Consider the following 20,400-nt stretch of genomic DNA (forward strand, 5'->3'; position numbering starts at 1 on the left):
GCACCCTCGGCAGCCTTGGCGCTGCCGCACCCCGCACTCGGCTTGACGCCGCCCATGGCACTGCTGCCGTGGGCGGCGCTGCTTTGTCCGCTTCGTGACACAAGTTTAATCCAGGCGCCGATGAAAAATGCATTGCGATGCACCATGTTCAGGATGATGTTGCAGTGCGATAAAACCAGAGCCGGCACGGAGCCTCGACGATGCGCGATACGCGGAATGTGATTGTCTTTCAGGGTGGAGGCGCGCTCGGCGCCTATCAGGCCGGAACCTTCGAGGCTTTGCACAAGCATGGCGTGGAGCCCGAATGGCTGGCGGGAATTTCCATCGGTGCCATCAACTCCGCCATCATTGCCGGCAGCGCGCCGGATGAGCGGGTGCGCAATCTGCGTGATTTCTGGGACATGGTGTCGTCGGGCCTCGATCATGGTTTCCAGCCGCCGGACGACATGGCGCGCCGCATGCTGAAGGATTGGTCGGTTCTCACCGGCGCCTTGACCGGCATTCCCGGCTTCTTCTCGCCGCGCTTGCCGACCCCCTACCAGATGTTGCTGAACCCGGATTTCCGCATCAGTCATTACGACACCGATCCCCTGATCAAGTCGCTCGACCGGCTGGTCGATTTCGATCGCATCAATCGCGGATCCATCCGCCTCAGCCTCGGCGCCGTGAATGTGCGCACCGGCAATTTCGCCTATTTCGATACGTCCCACACGCAGCTGACAGCGCATCATGTCGCCGCCTCCGGCGCCCTGCCGCCGGGTTTTCCGCCGGTCGAGATCGACGGCGAATTCTATTGGGACGGCGGCCTCGTCTCCAATACGCCGCTGCAATATGTGCTGGCCGCCGATCACAACCAATCCGATCTGTGCATCTTCCAGGTGGATCTGTTTTCCGCCCGCGGCGCCATGCCGCGCGATATGCTGGAGGTCGACGCCCGCATCAAGGAAATCCGCTATTCCAGCCGAACCCGCATGAATACGGATGAATTTGCCCGCAAGCAGGTCTTTCGCCGCGCCGCGCGCCGGCTCTTGCAGAAACTGCCGCCCGAATTGCAGGATGACGAGGATGCGGCCTTCCTGCGCTCGGTCGGCGTGGAATATGACGTCACGCTCGTCCATCTCATTCACCGCAGCGCCGCCTATAGTTCGCATGCCATGGATGCGGAATTTTCCCGTGCCACCATCGAGGAGAACTGGAGGGCCGGTTATGACGATGTGGTGCGCACCCTGACGCACCCGAAATGGACAAGACGCGGCCGCCCCAGAAACGGCATTCAGATCTTCGACCTCGCACAGGACACTGCGCGCGATCGCGATGAAGCGGCTGACAGTGTCGAGGCTCGCCCGACACGCAAATCGGCCTGAACAACGGAGACTGTGTTATGAAACTCGACGCAAAAGTGGCGCTGATCACCGGATCTGCCAGCGGAATCGGCGCGGAAATTGCCAAGCGCTATGTGCAGGAAGGGGCAAATGTCGTAATCGCTGATCTCAGGCTGGATGCGGCGGCGGCCAAGGCGCAGGAACTGACTGCCATGGGGCCGGGCAAGGCGATCGGCGTCGAGATGGACGTCACCAGCGAGGACGCCGTCAATGCCGGTGTCGCAAAGACCGTCGAGCAGTTCGGCCGCGTCGATATCCTGGTCTCCAATGCCGGCATCCAGATCGTCCACCGCATCGAGGATTTCCCCTTTGCCGACTGGAAGAAGATGCTGGCCATCCACCTCGATGGCGCCTTCCTGACGACGAAGGCCTGCGTGCCGCACATGAAGGCACAGGGCGGCGGCGCGGTGATCTATATGGGCTCGGTCCACTCGCATGAGGCATCGCCGCTGAAATCGGCCTATGTCACGGCAAAGCATGGGCTGCTGGGCCTGGCCCGGGTTCTGGCCAAGGAGGGCGGCGAGCACAAGATCCGCGCCAATGTCATCTGCCCCGGCTTCGTCCGCACGCCGCTCGTCGACAAGCAGATCCCCGAACAGGCGGCGACCCTCGGCATTTCCGAAGATGAGGTGGTCAAGAAGGTCATGCTTGGCGAAACCGTGGATGGCGAGTTCACCACGGTGGGCGACGTGGCCGAGGTGGCGCTCTTCCTCGCCGCCTTCGAGACCAATGCCCTGACCGGCCAGTCCATCACCGTCAGCCATGGCTGGCATATGGGCTGAGACTGGGAATGGCCGGGAGAGGATCTCCTCTCCCGTCGCTTTACCAGCCGGGCATCAGTTGCGCCGTGCGCATGCGCAGGGCGGAGCGCCCATAGGCCTTCATGTCGGTATCGAGGTCGTCGGGAGCGACGGCCGGCGAAATATTGTCGAGACAGGCGGTGATGTGATCGGTGATCGCCGTCATCAGCGAGGTCGACAGGCCCGGCCGTTTCATCAGGCCGATCTGCACCGGCGGCAGCGGCGGGAAACCGTCCGACTGGCTGAGCACCTTCATGCCCGGCCGCAGCGCCGATTCCGGCAGAACCGAAACGGCCATGCCGGCCAGAACGGCAGCCGCCACCACCGTGGATGACCAGCTGGTGAACAGAACCTGATACTCGCGGCCATCGGCATCCAGCGCCGAACAGGCGAGCTGCCGCCAGTTGCAATCGCGCCGGCCCACTGCGAGCGGCACCGGCGCATCATCGCGCAAGGGATGGTTGGCAGAAGCGACCCAGCAGAGCGGTTCGGTTCTGACGACATCCGATTGCCGCGCCCGCGGATTGTGGGTCACCAGTGCAATATCCAGCTCGCCGCGCGCCATTTTCTCCGCCAGGTCCACCGAAGGTTCGCAGACGATATAGAGCTCGACATTCGGATGCGTCTTGGCGAAGCGGCCGATGATTTCCGGCATGTAGCGGTCGGCATAATCGTCCGGCGTGCCGATCCTCAGCGTACCCTCCAGGCGGTTGTCGTCGAAGGCCGCGATCGCCTCGTTGTTCAGCCGGATGATGCGCCGGGCATAGTTCAAGAGCTTCTCGCCTTCCGCCGTCAGCCGGTTGCCGCGGCCATCCTTGGCGAACAGCTGCTTGCCGACCCGCTCCTCCAGCCGCCGCATCTGCATGGAAACCGCGCTCTGGGTCTTGAACACCCGATCGGCGGCCTTGGTGAAGCTGCCTGTATCCACGATGGCAATGAAAGTCTGCAACTGGTCGATATCGAGTGGCGCTGACATGGAAGGGACCCATCAGGTTGATTGATGCATAACATTAAAAACATTCGTTAGACTGATCAACCAGGATTTTGCATACATCAAATGTCAGCAGAATCCGAAAGGGTTTCCACCGCCCAGCTGTCCCCCTTCCGGCCTGCCGGAAGGGATGCCTTTACTCGTGCCGCCAGAAAGGACTTTGTCATGAGCACGATCCACCGGATGACCACCCGCTTGCAGCCCGTCCTGCCGCCGGAAAGCCGGAGCGCGCAGACGCGCGTCGTGATCACCGCCGTGACCTTCCTGAAATCGGTGCTGCGCGCCTGGCGCAATCGCCGCGCGATGACTGTTCTCAACGAGCTCGATGACTACCAGCTTCAGGATATCGGCCTCACCCGAAGCGATGTCGATCGTGCCTTGAACCATTCGGGCCTCATGGACGATCCCTTCAAGCTCCTGCCGCCGACGGCACGCCTGCGCGGCTCGCGCTGCACGGTTCTGCCGCGCCGCAACGGATCTTTCGCAAGGCATCCGGAGAGGATCGGTCGCAGCGCGTAAGACCAGACGCTGTTCCAGGCTTCGAGCGGGATCGGTGGCGATAGCCTCGGAACCCTTCGCCATCCCGCTCAGCTGCCAGAGTTTCCCCCCGCAGGGTCACGCCAATAGCCCTGCTTTTGCCCGGCCGGTTTGCACCGTGCCGGGCCTTTTCGTTTCAAGAGGAGGGGCTTTTTCGTTTCAGGATCCGGGCTTTTGCCGGATCGGTCAGGATCCGGATGTATCGGTCGCCGCGCCGCGCCGATAGCCGTCGAAAATCGCTTCCATATTCTTCTGGTAGGCTTTCTGCACCTCGATGCCGCTGTCGAACATCGTGTTCAGCACGGCCTGGAAACCTGCAAGATCCGGGGTCGCAGCCGAGGAAGGTCTGGCGGATTGCTCGGCCGCTTCCGAGGCCTCCTGCGGATTTGCCTGTCTCCCGGCCTGATTGCCGGCCTGGTTGCCGGCCTGCTGTGCGGGCTTCTGTGAGCCTGTCGACGCAGCCTGCGGAGCGGCATCCGGTGTTCTCGCAGCCCCGCTTCCCGCGCCGGTCATGGAGGCAAAGCTTCCCGACATCATGTCCTGGAAGGCCTTGGTGAAGGGATTGTCCATGAAGGCATTGTCAAGGAACGGATTGCCGGCAGCTGCAGGCGCCGGAGCCGGCTTGCCCATGCCCCACATGCTGCGCATGGCCTGGAACATCGGATTGTCGAAGGGAATGGCGGCCGGCTGCGGCTTGGGTTTCGGCGCAAAGCCGATCGCCTGCAGCCATTGCTGCGTCATCTGGTTCATGCCCTCGGGCGTGAAGGCGTTCTGCGGCATCTGGCCTCCCATCTGGCCTCCCATCTGCCCCGTCATCTGCTTGAACAGGCCACCCATCAGGGCGTCGGCCATGGCCGGCATCATGGTCTTCAGAACCTCCTGGCCGATGCCGGTCAGTTGCGCCGCCTGCTCGGCAATCGCCCGGGAAACCTCCTTCGAGCCGAACAGGCGCTCCAGAACGGCATTGCCATCGGCCATGCCCTGCGGGGTGAAGGCCTTGCTCACATCCTCGAAATACCGCGCATAGCTGCCGCTGAACAAGCCGCTCATCAGGCTCGTGAAGTCATAGGGATTGCTCGCCGTGCGCTTGAAACCGGAGGAGAAGGCAGGCATCAGCGCGGCCATGGCCTGCGCGGCCTGTTCCTGCGCCAGATTGAACTGCTTGGCCATGGTATCCATGGCAGCACCATTCTGGGCTTTCAGCATCATGTCGAACAGGGGCAGCATCCGCATCGGCTCCTTCGGGCATCTCTTGTTGTCCCGCCACTATAGCTGGAAAAGAGCCCGACGGAACCGCTTTGTTCAAAGCCGCCGCAACTGGGGCTCAATACTGGAATTCGTCGAAAACCGGCTCGACACTGCCATTCCAGCGCCCGTTGTACAGAGCGAGCAGATCATCGGCCAGCGTGCGCTTCTTGGCGAGGATCTCATCCAGCGTCTGCAGGAAGATCGATTCATCCTGCCCATCGCCATTCAGCCGCGCCCGCGCCTTCAGCCCGGCACTGGAGATCTTGATCACCTCGCGCGAAATCTCGAGCAGGCTGCGCTCGCCGAGTTCGGCGGACAAAGCCTTGGCCGGCACCTCATTGCGCAGCGAAAGAACATCCTCATAGGTCCAGTCGCGCGTCAGATCTTCCGCCGCGGCCATGGCCGTCTCGTCATAGAGCAGACCCACCCAGAAGGCGGGAAGGGCGCAGATCCGCCGCCAGGGTCCGCCATCGGCACCGCGCATTTCCAGATAGCGCTTCAGCCGCACATCGGGAAACAGCGTGCCGAGGTGATTGGTCCAGTCGCCAAGCGTCGGCTCGTAATCCGTCACCTCGCCCTTCAGGGCACCGTTCATGAACTGGCGGAAGGTCACATGGGTGCAGTCGTGATAGCGCCCGTCGCGGACGATGAAATACATCGGCACGTCCAGCGCCCATTCCACATAGCGTTCGAACCCGAAGCCCGGCTGGAACGCGTCCGGCAGCAGTCCGGCGCGGGCATTGTCGGTGTCGCGCCAGATATCGCCGCGCCAGGACTTCAAGCCGTTCGGCTTGCCTTCGGTGAAGGGGGAGGAGGCAAACAGGGCGGTTGCCAGCGGCTGCAGCTTCAGCGAAAGCTGCATCTTGCGGGCCATGTCGGCTTCCGAGGAAAAGTCGAGATTCACCTGGATCGTGCAGGTGCGATACATCATGTCCAGCCCCTTGGTGCCGACCTTCGGCATGTAGCGGGTCATGATCTCGTAGCGCGATTTCGGCATGCGCGGCGTCTGCGCCAGCGTCCAGCTCGGGCTGCCGCCAATGCCGAGAAAGCGGATTCCCATGGGCTCGGCAATATCGCGCAGGACGGCAAGGTGCTGGTTCGATTCGCGACAGGTCTCGTGCAGCGTTTCCAGCGGCGCGCCGGACAGTTCGAACTGGCCGCCCGGCTCGATGGAGATCGCCCCCATGCCGCCGGTCTCTGCCAGGCCGATGATATTGTCGCCGTCCATGATCGGCTGCCAGCCGAGCTTCTCCTGCATGCCGGTGAGAAGCGCCGAAATGCTGCGGGGGCCGAAATAGGGAACCGGCGTGTGATCGGCCTGGAAGAAGGCGAATTTCTCGTGCTCGGTGCCGATGCGGAAATCCTCGGCCGGCTTGCAGCCCGTCGCGATATAGGCCGTCAGATCGCCAATGGAGGAAACGGGTGTGTGATCGGTGGTATCGCGGGCCATGACGTTGACCTAGTCCTTGAAATATCAGGTCCGGACGGCAGAGCATCCGGGACATGCTGCCGGGACATGCTGCTTGTACCGGATCATTCTGTCGCGCAAGTGAATTTCTCTGAAAGCAGCGTCAGACGCGCTGGGGCCGGTTCAGCGCCAGTCGCCGAGGCTTGCCTGCACCACGGCAAGGGCCGCCACGGCGGCCGTGTCGGCCCTGAGTATGCGCGGCCCCAGCGGAATGGCGCTGACATGGTCAAGACTGTGCAGCAGCTGCCGTTCCTCCTCGGAAAACCCGCCTTCCGGACCGACGAGAAGCGCAAGCTCCCGTTCGGTGATCGCCTGCAGAATGGGCAGCGGATTTTGGCTCTCGGCCCCTTCGTCGCAGAAGATGATGCGGCGGCCAGGCGGCCAGGCGTCCAGCAGGTCGCGCAGCTTTACCGGCGCCTTGACCTGCGGCACGGCCAGCACGCCGCATTGTTCCGCCGCCTCGATGACATTGGCCTGAAGGCGCTCAAGGCTGGTGATCTTGCCCTGCACATGCTGGGTCATCACCGGCTGCAGCAGGCCCGCCCCCATTTCCACCGCCTTCTGCACCATATAGTCGAGCCGCCCCACTTTCAGAGGCGCAAACAGATAATGAAGATCGGGGTTCGGCGTTTGCGCGCGCGTCTGCTCCTCCATTTCGAGCATCAGCCGCTTGCGGCTCGGCAGGCGCAGGCGGGCGCGCCATTCGCCATCGCGGCCGTTGAAGACGAGCACCGTCTGACCTTCCTGCATGCGCAGCACGTTGATGAGGTAGTTGAAATGCTCGCTCGACGCCTCAAGGCTGGCGCCGCGGCCAAGCGGGGCGTCGATGAATAGCCGCTGCATGCGGAAATTGGCGCGCATCAAAGGCTCCTGCTCAGATGAAAAGGCGGAACATAATCAGGGTCAAAATGGCGGCAAGCCCGGCGGCGGCGGGAACCGTGATGGTCCAGGCGGCCAGGATCGTCAGAAGATGCGATCGGCGCACGAGATAACGGCGCTGCGCCTCTTCCGGATTGGCTTCGCCGTCTTCCTTGGCGGGCGGCAGCTCGCCGGCGGCCCGCATGCGCAGATAGGCCTGCCGGCGTTTGGAATTGCGGATATACCATTCGCGGAACAGGCCGACGCCGAAGATCGAGCCGACCGCCACATGGGTCGAGCTGACAGGCATGCCGACGGAGGAGGCGAGGATCACCGTCACCGCCGCCGACAGCGCCACGCAATAGGCCCGCATCGGATTGAGCTTGGTGATCTCCTTGCCGACCAGATGAATGAGCTTCGGCCCGAACAGCAGGAGGCCGATGGAGATGCCCGCCCCGCCGATCAGCAGTTCCCAGAAGGGGACCGCCACATTCGCTCCGGCCGTGACGCCGCGCGTCGCGCTGACAATGGCGGCGAGCGGCCCAATCGCATTGGCCACGTCATTGGCCCCATGCGCGAAGGAAAGAAGCGCGGCGGAGAAGATCAGCGGCAGCTTGAAGAGCACCCGCAAGGATTGGTTGCGGTTTTCCAGGCCGAGCGATTGCCTGCGGACCAGGGGGACGGAGAGGCCCCAGGACAGGAGCCCGACGGCCATACCGGACAGCAGGAACAGGGGAAGGCCGGACGTGGCGGGCGTGACGGAGAGTTCGATCGCCAGATAGGTGGTGAAGGCGCCGAACATTGTGCCGATCAGCACCGGCACCCAGCGCCGCGCGGCGGCGATCTTGTCGGCCGTGTAGATGATCGTCGTCTTGATGAAGGCGAGCACGGCCACTGCGATGATCGCCCCGAGCAAAGGCGAAGCGACCCAGCTGAGGGCAATCCCGGCCAGCATGCTCCAGTTGACGGAAGCCATGCCCGCCGCCGCGATGCCGGCGCCCATCACGCCGCCGACGATCGAATGGGTGGTGGAAATCGGCGCGCCGATCCAGGTGGCGATGTTCACCCAGAGCGCTGCCGATAGCAGGGCCCCCATCATCATCCAGACGATCTGCTGGGGACCCTGCAGCTGGCTGAGATCGACAATGCCGCTGGCAATGGTATTGACCACGGAATGGCCGGCGACCAGCGCGCCCGAAATTTCGCAGACAGCCGCGATCGCAAGGCCGAGCGTCAGGCTGAAGGCGCGCGCCCCGACGGCCGCGCCGATATTGTTGGCGACGTCATTGGCGCCGATATTGACGGCCATATAGGCCGCCAGCACCGAAGCGATCACCACGACGCCGAGGGCCGGCTGGCCGAGCTGCGACAGGCTTGCCACCAGGATGACGGCGATCAGAAACAGACATGCGAGACCCGGCACGGCAATGCGGCGCGATATGCTGAGAGAGGCATATTCGACATAGGTGATCTTTTCGAGATCCTTGTCGAGCGTATCCTTGCGGCGGGCTTTCATCCGGGTCTGATTCGAATCATTGGAAGCGGCAGTCACGTCTGGTCACGTCATCCCTGTGCTTGGCATGGCTTCTCACACATGCGCGAATGGTCGATGATCCGCCTCCGGCGAACCTGTCGCTCGCGCCTGTCGCGCAAGCCTTGCTTTTGCCGAGCTTGACTCGATTCTTACCCGATCTGGGCTGCTGCCTGTATGACACAGACATCGCGCCCTCGCATGCGATTTTCGGATGCGAGGGCGCCTTGCCCGGCTTCGGAGAGCGCAGCCAAGTCCAGGTCTTGGTGGAATGCGCGGCGCGCTCGTCAGAAATGAACCGGCGATAGAGCCCCAAACATGGCGGTGCTATTGCCGCGCCCATGGTTCGATCGGCAAAATCAGATCATCAGTGTCCGACAGCGCGCATCTTCGGCTGGGCCGGCGGCGAGAAACGGCGGGAAAATTCCAGGAAAAGTGCGCTCAAGCCGGATTCGCGCACCCGCTTTGCAGCCTCGTCGCAGCTCACCCATTCCAGGTCGCGAGTGCCCTTTTCCGGAAAGTCCTCGAGCATGGCCTCAACGCACAGCGTGTGCACCTGCACCCGGACCGGAACCAGCAACCCGCTCTTGCGGCGCTTCAGATAGGTGAAAAAGCCGAAAGCCTGCTTGTCGGCCTTGCCGCTGACGCCTGCTTCCTCATAGGCTTCCCGCTCGGCCACCGCATGCGGCTTCTTCTTTTTCATCGGCCAGCCTTTGGGAATCACCCAGCGTCGCGTCTCGCGACTCGTCAAAAGCAAGACCTGAAGCCCCGCCGTGGCATCCATCCGGTAGCACAGGGCGGCATACTGCTGCAGCGGCGGGCGGCGCAGAAGCAAGGCCAGATTGGATGTGATGCGGTCGAGCAGGCTCAATGGACGGTTATCTCCTTGATGGTTAGAACATTATAACACATTTTACTGTTTGCACAGGTGTTCACTGCTGTGTCATCGAAAGTTTCCGGCAGCCTTGGGCCGCATTGTGCCGCTGTCTTGCCGGTTCGGCACAAGGCAAACGCGGGAGCCGGGGCGGCAAGGCCTCGCTCGTCCCGCACATCATGCCGCAAAGGCGACTGCATGTCTTCTCGCCATCTACAACCGGCAAGCGCGCCCGAAAGTTGCCGGCAGGCTTCGATTTCGAAAGGCGCGGGGGAGGCAGGGCCGGACCGATTAGCGGCGCCGCCCGGGCCGCGGAGCTTGATGTGCGGGCGAAGGCGTGAGAGGAAAGGCGGGGAGTATGAAGGGCAGGGAGTATATGGAGGAGACGAGGTGTCCAGCAGCATCGAATTCCTGAAGCCGCGCGCCGATGTCCTGTCGCGCCGCTCTGTGATCATTGCCGATCTGACAGAGCTTTTGCCGAAGGATTGCCTGGTCCACGAGCCGCGCGAACTGGTGCCCTTCGAGACGGATGCCTTCGTCGCCTATCGTCGGCTGCCGCTGGCGGTCGCCCTGCCGGAAACCACGGCGCAAGTTGCCGCCGTGCTCAAATATTGCCATCGCTACGGCATACCCGTCGTCCCGCGCGGTGCCGGCACCTCCTTGTGCGGCGGCGCCATTCCGCAGGAGGATGCGGTGGTGATCGGCCTCTCCAAGATGGCGAAGATCCTCGAGGTCGATACCGCCAACCGAACCGCAAGGGTGCAGGCCGGCGTGACCAATCTGTCGATTTCGGATGCGGTGGCACCGGAGGGCTTCTTCTACGCGCCCGACCCGAGTTCGCAGCTTGCCTGCACCATCGGCGGCAATATCGGCATGAATTCCGGCGGCGCACACTGTCTGAAATACGGCGTCACCACCAATAATCTCCTGGGCGTGACGCTGGTTCTGGTCGACGGCACCGTTATCGAGATCGGCGGCAAGCATCTGGATGCCGGGGGCTATGACCTGCTTGGCCTGGTCTGCGGCTCGGAAGGCCAGCTCGGCATCGTCACAGAGGCGGTGGTGCGGCTTCTCGCCCGGCCGGAAGGGGCACGACCTGTCCTTTTCGGCTTCGAAACCTCGGAAGAAGCGGGCGCCTGCGTGGCGGATGTGATCGGCTCCGGCATCATTCCGGTGGCGATCGAATTCATGGACAAGCCGGCGATCGAGATCTGCGAGGCCTTCGCCAAGGCCGGCTATCCGCTGGATGTCGGGGCGCTTCTGATCGTGGAGGTCGAAGGGTCGGAGGCCGAGATGGACGCCATGCTGGGCCTGATCGTCGAGATTGCCGGGCGTCACGGCGTCAAGACGGTGAAACAGTGCCAGTCGGCCACCGAAGCGGCGCTGATCTGGAAGGGCCGCAAATCGGCCTTCGGCGCCACCGGCCGGATCGCGGATTACATCTGCATGGACGGCACCGTGCCGCTCAGCCAGCTCTCCCATGTGCTGAAGCGGACCGGCGAGATCGCCAAAAGCTTCGGCCTGCGGGTCGCCAATGTCTTCCACGCCGGCGATGGCAATATGCATCCGCTGATCCTGTTCAACGCCAATGATCCGCAGGAGGCGGCCAAGGCGGAGGCGGCCGGCAACGAGATCCTGAAACTGTGCGTCGATGCCGGCGGCTGCCTGACGGGCGAACACGGCGTCGGCATCGAAAAGCGCGATCTGATGCGGCATCAATATTCCAAGGCCGATCTCGACCAGCAGATGGCGGTGCGCGCCGCCTTCGACAAGCAATGGCTGATGAACCCGTCCAAGGTCTATCCGCTGGATGGAAGGCCCGCGGCATGAGGGCGCTTCTCGTTCCCACCACCGAGGGTGAGGCTGCCGATATGGTGCGGGCGGCCGCTGCCGCCGGACGCCGGCTTGCCATTGCCGGCGGTCATACCCGCTCGGGCTTCGGCCATGCGGCGAAGGCCGAGGCCATGCTGCGCACGGCCGGGCTTGCCGGCATCGTCGCCTATGATCCGGCCGAGATGGTCATGACCGTCAAGGCGGGGACGCCGGTGGCGGAGGTGGAGGAGGCGCTGGCCGAAAACGGCCAGATGCTCTCCTTCGAGCCGATCGATCATCGCGGGCTGATGGGCACGGAGGGCGAGCCCACAATGGGCGGCCTGTTTGCCTGCAACGCGTCCGGCCCCCGGCGCATTGCCGCCGGCGCGGCGCGCGACAGCCTGCTCGGCATCCGCTTTGTCAACGGCATGGGCGAGGTGATCCGCGCCGGCGGGCGGGTCATGAAGAATGTCACCGGGCTGGACCTCGTAAAGCTCCTGGCCGGGTCCTTCGGCACGCTTGGGCTGATGACGGAAGTCACCTTCCGCGTGCTGCCCCGTCCGCAGACGCAGGAGACGCTCGTTCTGAGCGGTCTGGCCGATGAGGATGCGGCGCGGGCCATGGCGCTCGCCATGAGCCTGCCGCTGGACGTCTCCGGTGCCGCCCATCTTCCCGAAAGCGTGCGCGGCCGGTTCCTCGGCCGGGCGCTGCCGGAGGGCGCGGCGACGGTCTTCCGCCTGGAGGGGCTGACGGCTTCGGTTCCTGTGCGGACTGAGAAACTGGCTGCGGCGCTCGCTTCGCTGGGGCCGCTGCAAAGGCTGGATGCCGAGGACAGCGCCGCCCTCTGGCGCGAGATCCGCGACGTCGCACCCTATGCCGATCAGAGCCAGAGGCCGCTCTGGCGCGTGTCGGTCGCGCCCATGGCCGGTGCGGCGCTCGTTGCCCAGTTGCGGCTCGAAGCCGGCATCGATGCTTTCTACGATTGGCAGGGCGGCCTGGTCTGGATGCGCATGGAAGCCGATCCCGAGGCCGATCTGCTGCGCCAGATGATCCGCCGGCACGGGGGCGGCCATGCGACGCTCCTGCGCGCGCCGGATGCGATCCGCCAGTCCGTGCCGGCCTTCGAGCCGCTTCCGGCGCCGCTTGCCGCCCTGACGGAGCGGGTACGGGCCTCCCTCGACCCGGCCGGCGTTTTCAATTCGGGCATGATGATAAAGGCTTGAAGCATGCAGACGACGTTTCGCCCTGACCAGTTGGCCGACCCGCAGGTGGCTTTCTCCGAAAGCATTCTTCGGCGCTGCGTGCATTGCGGCTTCTGCACGGCAACCTGTCCCACCTATGTAACGCTCGGCAACGAGCTCGACAGTCCGCGCGGGCGCATCTACCTCATCAAGGACATGCTGGAGAACGACCGCCCGGCGGATGCGCAGGTGGTCAAGCATATCGATCGCTGTCTCTCCTGCCTGGCCTGCACCACCACCTGTCCCTCCGGCGTCGACTATATGCATCTGGTGGACCACGCCCGCATCCACATCGAGGAGACCTACAGACGCCCGCTTCTCGACCGCCTCACACGCGCGCTTCTGGCAGCGGTCCTGCCTTATCCCGGCCGCTTCCGGCTGGCGCTGAAGCTTGCCGCGCTCGGCCGGCCCCTCGCGCCTTTGTTGAAGAAGGTCGAGGCCTTGCGGCCGTTCGGCGCCATGCTGGATCTTGCGCCGAAATCCGTTCCGCCCGCCGCCCTGGCCCGCAGCGCACCGGTGCCCGGTGCCGCACCGCGCCGCGGCCGGGTGGCCATGCTGGAGGGCTGTGCGCAGCCGGTGCTCGATCCCGGTATCAATGCCGCCACGCGCCGTCTCCTGGCCAGGCTCGGCGTCGACGTCGTCGCCCCGCAGAAGGAGGAGGGCTGCTGCGGCGCCCTTGTGCATCATATGGGGCGCGAAGAGGCGGCGCTCGATTTTGCCAGGCGCAATATCGATGCCTGGACCCGTGAAATCGAGGCCGAAGGACTGGATGCGATCCTGATCACCGCCTCGGGCTGCGGCACGACGATCAAGGATTACGGCCACATGCTGCGGCTCGATCCCGATTATGCGGAAAAGGCGGCGCGGATCTCGGCACTCGCCCAGGATGTGACGGAATATCTGGCGGGCCTCGACCTGCCGCCGCAACCATCCAGGGGGCTGACGGTCGCCTATCATTCGGCCTGCTCCATGCAGCATGGCCAGAAGATCACGCTGCAGCCGAAACTTCTGCTGCGGGCGGCCGGCTTTGCAGTGAAGGATCCGCCGGAAGGCCATCTCTGTTGCGGCTCGGCCGGCACCTACAACATCCTCCAGCCGGAGATTTCCGAAATGCTGAAGGCGCGCAAGGTGAAGAATATCGAGGCTGTCCGGCCGGATATCATCGCGACCGGCAATATTGGCTGCATGACGCAGATCGGCTCCGCCACCGCCCTTCCCATCCTGCATACGGTCGAGCTTCTCGACTGGGCCTATGGCGGGGAGAAGCCGGCCAAGCTGGGGTAGGGGGTAGGGGGTAGGCAGTGGGATTTAGCGAATAGCGAATAGGGAATAGGGAATAGGCAATAGGCAGTAGGCAGTAGGCAATAGGCAATAGGCAATAGGGGGAGCTGGCCCCCTCACCCCGCCTCCGCTAAAGCTCGGCGGAACCTCTCCCCAAGGGGAGAGGGGAACCGCAGCCGCCGCGGCAAATCCCGTTTCAGGCAGAGGGGAACCGCAGGCGCCGCGGCAAATCCCGCTTCAGGCAGAGGGGGACCGCAGCCGCTGCGGCAAATCCCGTTTCAGGCAGAGGGGAACCGCAGCCGCTGCGGCAAATCCCTTCCCACCTTAGAGGCAAGGGGCAGTGCATTTGCGGCAAATCCCTTCTCCCCTCGGGGAGAAGGTGCCCGAAGGGCGGATGAGGGCACTTTCCGGCTCCTGCCTGCTGCCCTCCCTTTCCGTATTCGCTACTCGCTACTGCCAACCCTCATCCCCCGAAAATCGTCCGGAAGAAATCCAGGCCGCGATCTTCGAAGGCGACGGTGCCCTGGCGGTTGCCGGGGCCGATGACGATCACCTTGGCGCCGATCTGGGCGCGATTGTAGAGGTGCTCGACATCCTTGTTCATCATGCGGATGCAGCCGGACGACATGTTGAGGCCGATCGTCCAGGGCTGGTTGGTGCCGTGGATGCGGAAGATCGTGTCGTGTCCGTTGCGATAGAGATACATGGCGCGCGCGCCGAGCGGGTTGTCGATGCCGCCCTTCTGCACCACCGGCAGGATATGCCCCTTGGCGGCTTCGCGGCGGCGCATTTCGGCCGGCGGGCGCCATTCCGGCCATTCCTGCTTGCGGCCGATCGACACGACGCCCGACCAGCCAAATCCCTCGCGCCCGACGCCCACGCCGTAGCGGGTCGCCCGGTTGGGCCCGTCGACGTAATAGAGGAACTTGTTATTCGTATCGATGATGATGGTGCCGGGCGCCTCATTGGTGCGGAAACGCACGACGCGGCGCTGGAACTTCTCGTCCGGCTCGCGGCGCTGGGCGACTGTGGTGACGTCCGTGCGCGCGATCTGCGGCAGCGCCGCGCGCTGGAACGCCTCAGCCGGCTGCGGCATCACGCCCGGCATGGCGAGCGCCGCCAGGGTCAAAACGATCAGTCCTGCATGTGCAATCCGTCTGCGTGGCATTCCGGCCCCCTTGTCTTCGATGAAACGAGAGACGGAGGTTTCCCGGATTCCCGCAGGAATGCAAGCATCTTCGAAGAAAACGGAGTTCGGCATCGGAAGCAGGGTCCCGATGCCGTCACGGCCTGTCGCGCGAGGCGGCGGCAGCGATCACATCACCACGACCTTGGTGCCGACATCGACGCGCTGGTAGAGGTCCGTCACATCTTCGTTGCGCATACGGATACAGCCGGAGGAGACCGCATTGCCGATCGTCCAGGGCGCATTGGTGCCATGGATGCGGTAGAGCGTCGACCCGAGATAGAGGGCGCGGGCACCCAGCGGATTTTCCGGTCCGCCTTCCATCTTGACCGGCAGGAAATGGCCCTTGGCGGCTTCGCGCGCAATCATCTCCTTCGGCGGATGCCAGCTTGGCCATTCCGCCTTGCGGGTCACGGTATGGGTTCCGGCCCATTCGAAGCCCGGCTTGCCGACGCCGACGCCGTAGCGCCGCGCCTTGCCGCCTTCCATCACGAGGTAGAGGAAGCGATTATTGGTATCGATGATGATGGTGCCCGGCGCCCGATTGCTCTGGTAATCGACGATCTGCGGCAGGTATTGCGGATGCAGTTGCCCGCGGATGACGGGAACGCGCATGGCTGCCGTCTGAACGGGACGCGGTGCGCGGGCCTGCGGCAGGATGGGCCGCGGAGCAAGGATTCGCGGACGATCCGGCGGAAAATCCGGCTGCGTGGCATCGCGGCGATAGGTTGGCCGTTCCTGCACCAGCGGCTGTGGGCGCGCCCGATAAAGAACGCGCGGCTCCGGCGGTCTTGCCCGGTAATTGTGAACCGGGCGCTGCTCGCGACCCAGCTGCAGGATCCAGGGGGCCGTGAGGTCCGGACTGACGACGACCGGCGGCCGTTCGCGATAGCGATCATTGGCCTCAGCGGACATAGACAATGCGGCCAGGAAGGTCGCGGCGATCAGCAGCATCTTTCTCATCGATGGCTCACTCCATGACAATGACATTTAGGGCGCGCGCGCCCACTCGCAAAGACCGTGCGCCGAACTGGCAAGAGAAAGGTAAATGCGGGACCGGGCAAATGCCGCTCTTGCCGGAAAGCTTTTCGCAAGGTTAATGCTCTGTTCGAAGACATGGTTGACGATGCGTTGAAATCCGCGTCGTGAATGCGGGATGGGCCGGGCGAGGGAGACGAGATCGTGCAATCAGGAGTGATCGAGGGTGCCGATGGCCGCTGCCGCTGTGCCTGGCACCAGGGCCTTGCCGATTACGAGCGCTATCATGATGAGGAATGGGGCCGTCCGGTGACAGACGACATCCGCCTCTTCGAAAAGATCTGCCTGGAAGGCTTTCAATCCGGCCTCTCCTGGCTGACCATCCTGCGCAAGCGGGACAATTTCCGCGCCGCCTTTGCAGGCTTCGATTTCGAAAAGGTCGCAGCCTTCACGGACGAGGACGTGACCCGCTGCCTGGCCGATGCCGGCATCATCCGCCATCGCGGCAAGATCGTCTCCACCATCAACAATGCCAGACGGGCCATTGCCTTGCGGCAGGAATTCGGCTCGCTGGCGCAGTTCTTCTGGTCCTTTGAGCCGCAGCCGCAAGACCGTCCCGCGGTGATGGATCTCGAAACCTTGCGGGCCAATCCCACCACGGCGGTCTCCATCCGCCTGTCGAAGGACCTGAAGAAGCGCGGCTGGACCTTTGTCGGCCCCACAACGGTCTATGCCTTCATGCAGGCTATGGGCCTCGTCAACGATCATCTGGACGGCTGCTATCTGCAGCCGGTCGTGGAGGCGCAACGGCAGGCTTTCGCGCGGCCCTGAACCAGCGGCTCCAAACACGCGGCCCTGAACGAGTGGCATCGACGGGCTGGCGTCAGTCGATGCTGAGCGCCAGCACGCGGCTGATTTCCGTCAGCGCGCGGCCGGATTGCGCTTTCCAGGTGTTGAAGGCCGCCTGTATCGCCGTCTCGCCTTTGCGCCTCACCGCGAGCGACCAGATTTCGTCGAAACTGCGCATCACGGCCTTCCGCCACAAATCTCGTCGATCAGCGGCGCAATCCCGGAAAGATCGGCGATTTCGCGGAAGCGCGGCGCCTCGGCCGGCTTTTCCACATGCTCCAGCACCCAGGTCAGGTCGTGCGGCACAAGCACGCCCCAGGCGCCCGAGGCCAGCGCCGGCACCACATCCGATTTCAGGGAATTGCCGATCATCATCGCCTGTTCGGGTCCCTCGCCATGCTGGAGGAAGATCCGCCGATAGGTGGTGGCCGTCTTGTCGGACACGATTTCCACGGCATCGAAATATTCCCCGAGACCCGATTGCGCCAGCTTGCGCTCCTGGTCGAACAGGTCGCCTTTGGTGATCAGAACCAGGAAGTAATGGCCGCACAGGGCTTCCAGCGCCTCGCGCGCATGCGGAAGACATTCCACCGGATGCGAGAGAAGCTCGCGGCCGATGGCGAGGATCTTGCCGATCACCTCCGCCGGAGCCTTTCCCTCGGTCACCTCGAGGGCGGTCTCGATCATCGACAGGGTGAACCCCTTGATGCCGAACCCGTAGAAGGCGAGATTGCGCTTCTCCGCCTCGAGCAACCGTTCCGAGACATGCGTGCCCTCGGCAAACTCCGCCAGGAGATCGCGAAAATGCGCTTCGGTCAGCTTGTAATACTGCTCGTTCTGCCAGAGCGTGTCATCGGCATCAAAGCCGATAAGGGTCAAGGGACGCAGGGTCATGACGGGCCTCTCCTCTCCTTGCGATATCAGCCTTTACCCTAATCTTCCGATGCGGCAATGCAATGGCGCGGCCGCGCCATTGCATTGCCGTCATTGTCCCGTCACTGGCCGTGTTCGGCAAGCCAGGCGCGCATCATGGCGATCTCGCCCTCCTGGGCGCTGATGACCTCCTGCGCCAGTTTTCGGAGCTCCGGATCCTTGCCATGCGCGAGCTCGATTTTCGCCATGTCGATCGCCCCCTGGTGATGCGGGATCATCGATCGGACGAAGTCGACATCCGGATTGCCGGAATAGGCGATGGCCATGTCGGCATGCATTTTCTTGTTCGCCGCTTCGAATGCCTGTGTCGAAGGTGACGCTGTCGTGTTCGCCTGCGCCCCATGCATTGCATGGCTGCCGCCCGGCATGGCTTTGGGCGCGCTGCTGTCCTGGGCAGTGGCGGGCAGGGCAAGAAGACTGGCGGCCAGAAAGGCAGCCGAAAGGGTTTTGGCGGTCATGGGTCTCTCCCGTTGTGACGCAATTGAGAAGAAAGTGCCGTCTTGCGCGTCAAACGCGGGGAGGGGGATCGACTGGACCGGGTGCCAAGCCGGCCATGGGCGAAACAGCAAGGCGAGCCGGACGATCGGCCGTCGCCGGACGGAATGGCGTGAGCATCAACGCCGGGACAAGGGATGTGCAGGCGGCACAGAGGCTCATGGCGCAGGCGGGTTTCGCCGGCTTGTCGGCGCAATTCTGACAGGCCGGTGCCGTCTTGATGTCCCCCAAGCCGGTTCCGGACAAATGTCCCGCGGTTTTCCGACCAGAACCTGCGTCAGAACAACACACGAAGCGGACGAAGCGTTGGGCGGCCAATGCAAGCCTGCTTCGGTCATGCGCGCCTTCGCTCATCTGCGGGTGACCGGATCGTGCGAGCGAATGCGGCATCGCCTCCAGCACGGGCGCAGGACCGGAATGGTCGTGCGGCCCTGACAGCGCAAGCGCCGGCATCAGGCTGGAAAACAGCCAGGCGATGAGGGCGATGAGGAAGGCGAAGCGGCGCATGGCCTGAAGATGACCCCGCTTTGACGGAAAATCCAGTGAAATTCCGTTACCCTGCGATCACGCGGTGCACCGCCTGATAATCGCCTGTTCCCTCGCCAAAGGGCACGACGGGCCAATCCCAGGAGGTGCGATGCGCCGGCATGGCCATGCCAGCCAGAAGATCGTCCTCCTCCATCACCCGGCCCTGCCGGTCGCTCACGCGATAGGCCACGTCGGTGATCAGGCACGTATGGCAGGGCAGGCCGCAAAGCCCTTCCAGATGCGCCTTGATCAGCACCGGCAATATGTCCGCCTGGCGTTCCAGGCCGCCCTCGCGCGCCAGCCGGGCGCGCGCAGCGACGCCGATCTGCGACAGGATATTGGCCGAAACGACCAGATCGAGATAGGGAACCTGACGAAGGAACGCCAAAGGTTCCGGTGTCTGGCCGGCGCTTACCGCGGTAAAGCCGGACAGGTCCCGATGGATCAGCCGCGTATTGCGCAGGCCTTTGGCGGCAAGCCACAGGCGCACGCTTGCAAGATGCACGAGATCGACCAGCACCACCGTGTCGAAGGCCTTTGACAGGGCCTGGATCGGCACGTCGCGCAAGAGGCCGGAGCCCAGCACCACGGCGGTGCGTCGCTCCCGCAGGGTCTTCACCGTCTCCAGCACCTGCGCCTGGCTGTTTGCCTCATGCTCCGCCCAGGCTTTGGCGCAACGCCTGGCGCGGGCCGACAGGCTGACGGAAGAGGCAATGTGCGGACGAAAGGCGGCAGGCGTCAGCGGCAGGCTTGCGGCGTAGTCAAGAGCTTCGAGGATCACCGGTAAATCTCGCGGCGATGGCCGACCTCGACGACGAGCACGATCAGCTTCTTGTCCTTGATCTCGCAGATGATGCGGTAATCGCCCACCTTGTAGCGCCACAAATGGGCAAATTTGGTTCCCTGCATGGCAAGGCCTGCGTCACGCGGATTGTCGAGCGGTTTGATCCGCTCGTGAAGGTAATCCCGGACGCGGCGCGCCTCGCGGTCTCCCATCTTCTGGAGTTGCTTGATTGCCTTGGTGTCGAACTCAATCGTCCAGGCCAAGTTCGCGCTCCATTTCTTCCCAGGTGTAGGTTCTGCTTTCGCCGCGCGCCCGCGCCTCCAGCACCTCCTTGGCACGCTCGAAGAAATAGGCGTCTTCCAGCTTTTCCTCGATAAGGTCGAGAATATAAGTGTCCAGCTCTGCGCCAGCCTCTGTCGCGTGTTTCAGCGCCAGGCGGTGCATGTTTTCCGGCATGTCCAATGTAACGCGTTTGTTCATGGCGTGGCCCTTGTCGTTTGCGGCTTTATACCATCCGGCATGTCTCTTCGCCAGCCTTCACCCTTGCCGCGTCTGGCGTGATCCTCTAAGAAACCGCTCAAAATCCCGGCCTTTTTCCATGGGCCGGCGGCAAGGAAGATCATC

The 20,400-nt window shown here is 63.7% G+C and carries 21 protein-coding genes; 7 read left to right on the forward strand and 14 right to left on the reverse strand.

All coding sequences use genetic code 11. The features are described 5' to 3' along the window. Window positions 1–200: 200 nt before the first annotated feature. Window positions 201–1,364, forward strand: a complete 1,164-nt coding sequence (locus QTJ18_RS25240; protein WP_252753904.1) for a DUF3734 domain-containing protein — start codon at window positions 201–203, stop codon at window positions 1,362–1,364. A 17-nt stretch (window positions 1,365–1,381) separates the two neighbouring features. Continuing rightward, on the forward strand, window positions 1,382–2,164 hold the full coding sequence (locus QTJ18_RS25245) for a 3-hydroxybutyrate dehydrogenase (RefSeq protein WP_252753905.1): 783 nt from the start codon (window positions 1,382–1,384) through the stop codon (window positions 2,162–2,164). Window positions 2,165–2,204: 40 nt separating this feature from the next. Here QTJ18_RS25245 and QTJ18_RS25250 read toward each other — a convergent pair whose 3' ends face one another. Then, window positions 2,205–3,158, reverse strand: coding sequence for a LysR substrate-binding domain-containing protein (locus tag QTJ18_RS25250; protein WP_252753906.1), 954 nt, complete (start codon window positions 3,156–3,158; stop codon window positions 2,205–2,207). Window positions 3,159–3,338: 180 nt separating this feature from the next. On the opposite strand from QTJ18_RS25250, the gene QTJ18_RS25255 reads away from it, so the two are divergent. Next, entirely contained in the window at window positions 3,339–3,692 is a 354-nt protein-coding gene (locus tag QTJ18_RS25255; protein ID WP_252753907.1) for a DUF1127 domain-containing protein, read from the forward strand. A 204-nt stretch (window positions 3,693–3,896) separates the two neighbouring features. On the opposite strand, the gene QTJ18_RS25260 is transcribed toward QTJ18_RS25255, so the two are convergent. The 5 genes from QTJ18_RS25260 to QTJ18_RS25280 all read right to left on the reverse strand — a co-directional run bounded on the left by QTJ18_RS25260 (window position 3,897) and on the right by QTJ18_RS25280 (window position 9,686). Beyond that, window positions 3,897–4,937: a DUF937 domain-containing protein gene (locus QTJ18_RS25260; RefSeq protein WP_252753958.1), complete on the reverse strand. Its 1,041-nt coding sequence runs from the start codon at window positions 4,935–4,937 to the stop codon at window positions 3,897–3,899. Window positions 4,938–5,034: 97 nt separating this feature from the next. Next, entirely contained in the window at window positions 5,035–6,408 is a 1,374-nt protein-coding gene (locus QTJ18_RS25265) for a glutamate--cysteine ligase (protein WP_252753908.1), read from the reverse strand. Window positions 6,409–6,549: 141 nt separating this feature from the next. Continuing rightward, a complete protein-coding gene (locus QTJ18_RS25270; protein ID WP_252753909.1) occupies window positions 6,550–7,287 on the reverse strand; it encodes a 16S rRNA (uracil(1498)-N(3))-methyltransferase in 738 nt (245 codons plus the stop codon). A 13-nt stretch (window positions 7,288–7,300) separates the two neighbouring features. Then, window positions 7,301–8,800 carry an inorganic phosphate transporter gene (locus tag QTJ18_RS25275; protein WP_252753910.1) on the reverse strand — a complete coding sequence of 500 codons (1,500 nt, stop codon included), beginning with the start codon at window positions 8,798–8,800 and terminating at the stop codon, window positions 7,301–7,303. Window positions 8,801–9,182: 382 nt separating this feature from the next. Next, window positions 9,183–9,686 (reverse strand): NUDIX hydrolase, encoded by a 504-nt coding sequence (locus tag QTJ18_RS25280; protein WP_252753911.1) that lies wholly within the window; start codon window positions 9,684–9,686, stop codon window positions 9,183–9,185. Window positions 9,687–10,079: 393 nt separating this feature from the next. On the opposite strand from QTJ18_RS25280, the gene QTJ18_RS25285 reads away from it, so the two are divergent. Genes QTJ18_RS25285 through glcF form a run of 3 tightly spaced genes read left to right on the forward strand, consistent with a single transcriptional unit; the run spans window position 10,080 to window position 14,026 of the window. Further along, the gene (locus QTJ18_RS25285) at window positions 10,080–11,519 is read left to right on the forward strand and encodes an FAD-binding oxidoreductase (protein WP_252753912.1); all 1,440 of its coding nucleotides are present in this window, start codon (window positions 10,080–10,082) and stop codon (window positions 11,517–11,519) included. Beyond that, window positions 11,516–12,724 (forward strand): glycolate oxidase subunit GlcE, encoded by a 1,209-nt coding sequence (gene glcE, locus QTJ18_RS25290; protein ID WP_252753913.1) that lies wholly within the window; start codon window positions 11,516–11,518, stop codon window positions 12,722–12,724. Before QTJ18_RS25285 ends, glcE begins: the two co-directional genes overlap by 4 nt. A gap of 3 nt (window positions 12,725–12,727) precedes the next feature. Further along, complete coding sequence (gene glcF, locus QTJ18_RS25295) at window positions 12,728–14,026, forward strand: glycolate oxidase subunit GlcF (RefSeq protein ID WP_252753914.1); 1,299 nt, start codon at window positions 12,728–12,730, stop codon at window positions 14,024–14,026. Window positions 14,027–14,486: 460 nt separating this feature from the next. On the opposite strand, the gene QTJ18_RS25300 is transcribed toward glcF, so the two are convergent. Then, on the reverse strand, window positions 14,487–15,191 hold the full coding sequence (locus tag QTJ18_RS25300) for a L,D-transpeptidase (RefSeq protein WP_489667237.1): 705 nt from the start codon (window positions 15,189–15,191) through the stop codon (window positions 14,487–14,489). 147 nt (window positions 15,192–15,338) lie between these two features. Next, on the reverse strand, window positions 15,339–16,172 hold the full coding sequence (locus QTJ18_RS25305) for a L,D-transpeptidase (RefSeq protein WP_252753915.1): 834 nt from the start codon (window positions 16,170–16,172) through the stop codon (window positions 15,339–15,341). Window positions 16,173–16,358: 186 nt separating this feature from the next. Between QTJ18_RS25305 and QTJ18_RS25310 the strand changes: the two genes are divergently transcribed. Beyond that, complete coding sequence (locus tag QTJ18_RS25310; RefSeq protein ID WP_289852130.1) at window positions 16,359–17,018, forward strand: DNA-3-methyladenine glycosylase I; 660 nt, start codon at window positions 16,359–16,361, stop codon at window positions 17,016–17,018. A gap of 52 nt (window positions 17,019–17,070) precedes the next feature. On the opposite strand, the gene QTJ18_RS25315 is transcribed toward QTJ18_RS25310, so the two are convergent. The 6 genes from QTJ18_RS25315 to QTJ18_RS25340 all read right to left on the reverse strand — a co-directional run bounded on the left by QTJ18_RS25315 (window position 17,071) and on the right by QTJ18_RS25340 (window position 20,256). Beyond that, window positions 17,071–17,214 (reverse strand): hypothetical protein, encoded by a 144-nt coding sequence (locus QTJ18_RS25315; RefSeq protein ID WP_252753916.1) that lies wholly within the window; start codon window positions 17,212–17,214, stop codon window positions 17,071–17,073. Continuing rightward, a complete protein-coding gene (locus QTJ18_RS25320) occupies window positions 17,214–17,930 on the reverse strand; it encodes an HAD family hydrolase (RefSeq protein WP_252753917.1) in 717 nt (238 codons plus the stop codon). Before QTJ18_RS25320 ends, QTJ18_RS25315 begins: the two co-directional genes overlap by 1 nt. A gap of 101 nt (window positions 17,931–18,031) precedes the next feature. After that, window positions 18,032–18,427 carry a CopM family metallochaperone gene (gene copM / locus QTJ18_RS25325; RefSeq protein ID WP_252753918.1) on the reverse strand — a complete coding sequence of 132 codons (396 nt, stop codon included), beginning with the start codon at window positions 18,425–18,427 and terminating at the stop codon, window positions 18,032–18,034. 590 nt (window positions 18,428–19,017) lie between these two features. Further along, on the reverse strand, window positions 19,018–19,773 hold the full coding sequence (locus QTJ18_RS25330) for a hypothetical protein (protein WP_252753919.1): 756 nt from the start codon (window positions 19,771–19,773) through the stop codon (window positions 19,018–19,020). Then, window positions 19,770–20,039, reverse strand: coding sequence for a type II toxin-antitoxin system RelE family toxin (locus QTJ18_RS25335; RefSeq protein WP_252753920.1), 270 nt, complete (start codon window positions 20,037–20,039; stop codon window positions 19,770–19,772). Before QTJ18_RS25335 ends, QTJ18_RS25330 begins: the two co-directional genes overlap by 4 nt. After that, a complete protein-coding gene (locus QTJ18_RS25340) occupies window positions 20,023–20,256 on the reverse strand; it encodes a DUF6290 family protein (protein ID WP_252753921.1) in 234 nt (77 codons plus the stop codon). The genes QTJ18_RS25335 and QTJ18_RS25340 overlap by 17 nt, the downstream gene beginning before the upstream one ends. Window positions 20,257–20,400 lie beyond the last annotated feature (144 nt).

Origin of the sequence: Rhizobium sp. SSA_523, assembly GCF_030435705.1 — a bacterium.
Lineage (GTDB): Bacteria > Pseudomonadota > Alphaproteobacteria > Rhizobiales > Rhizobiaceae > Neorhizobium.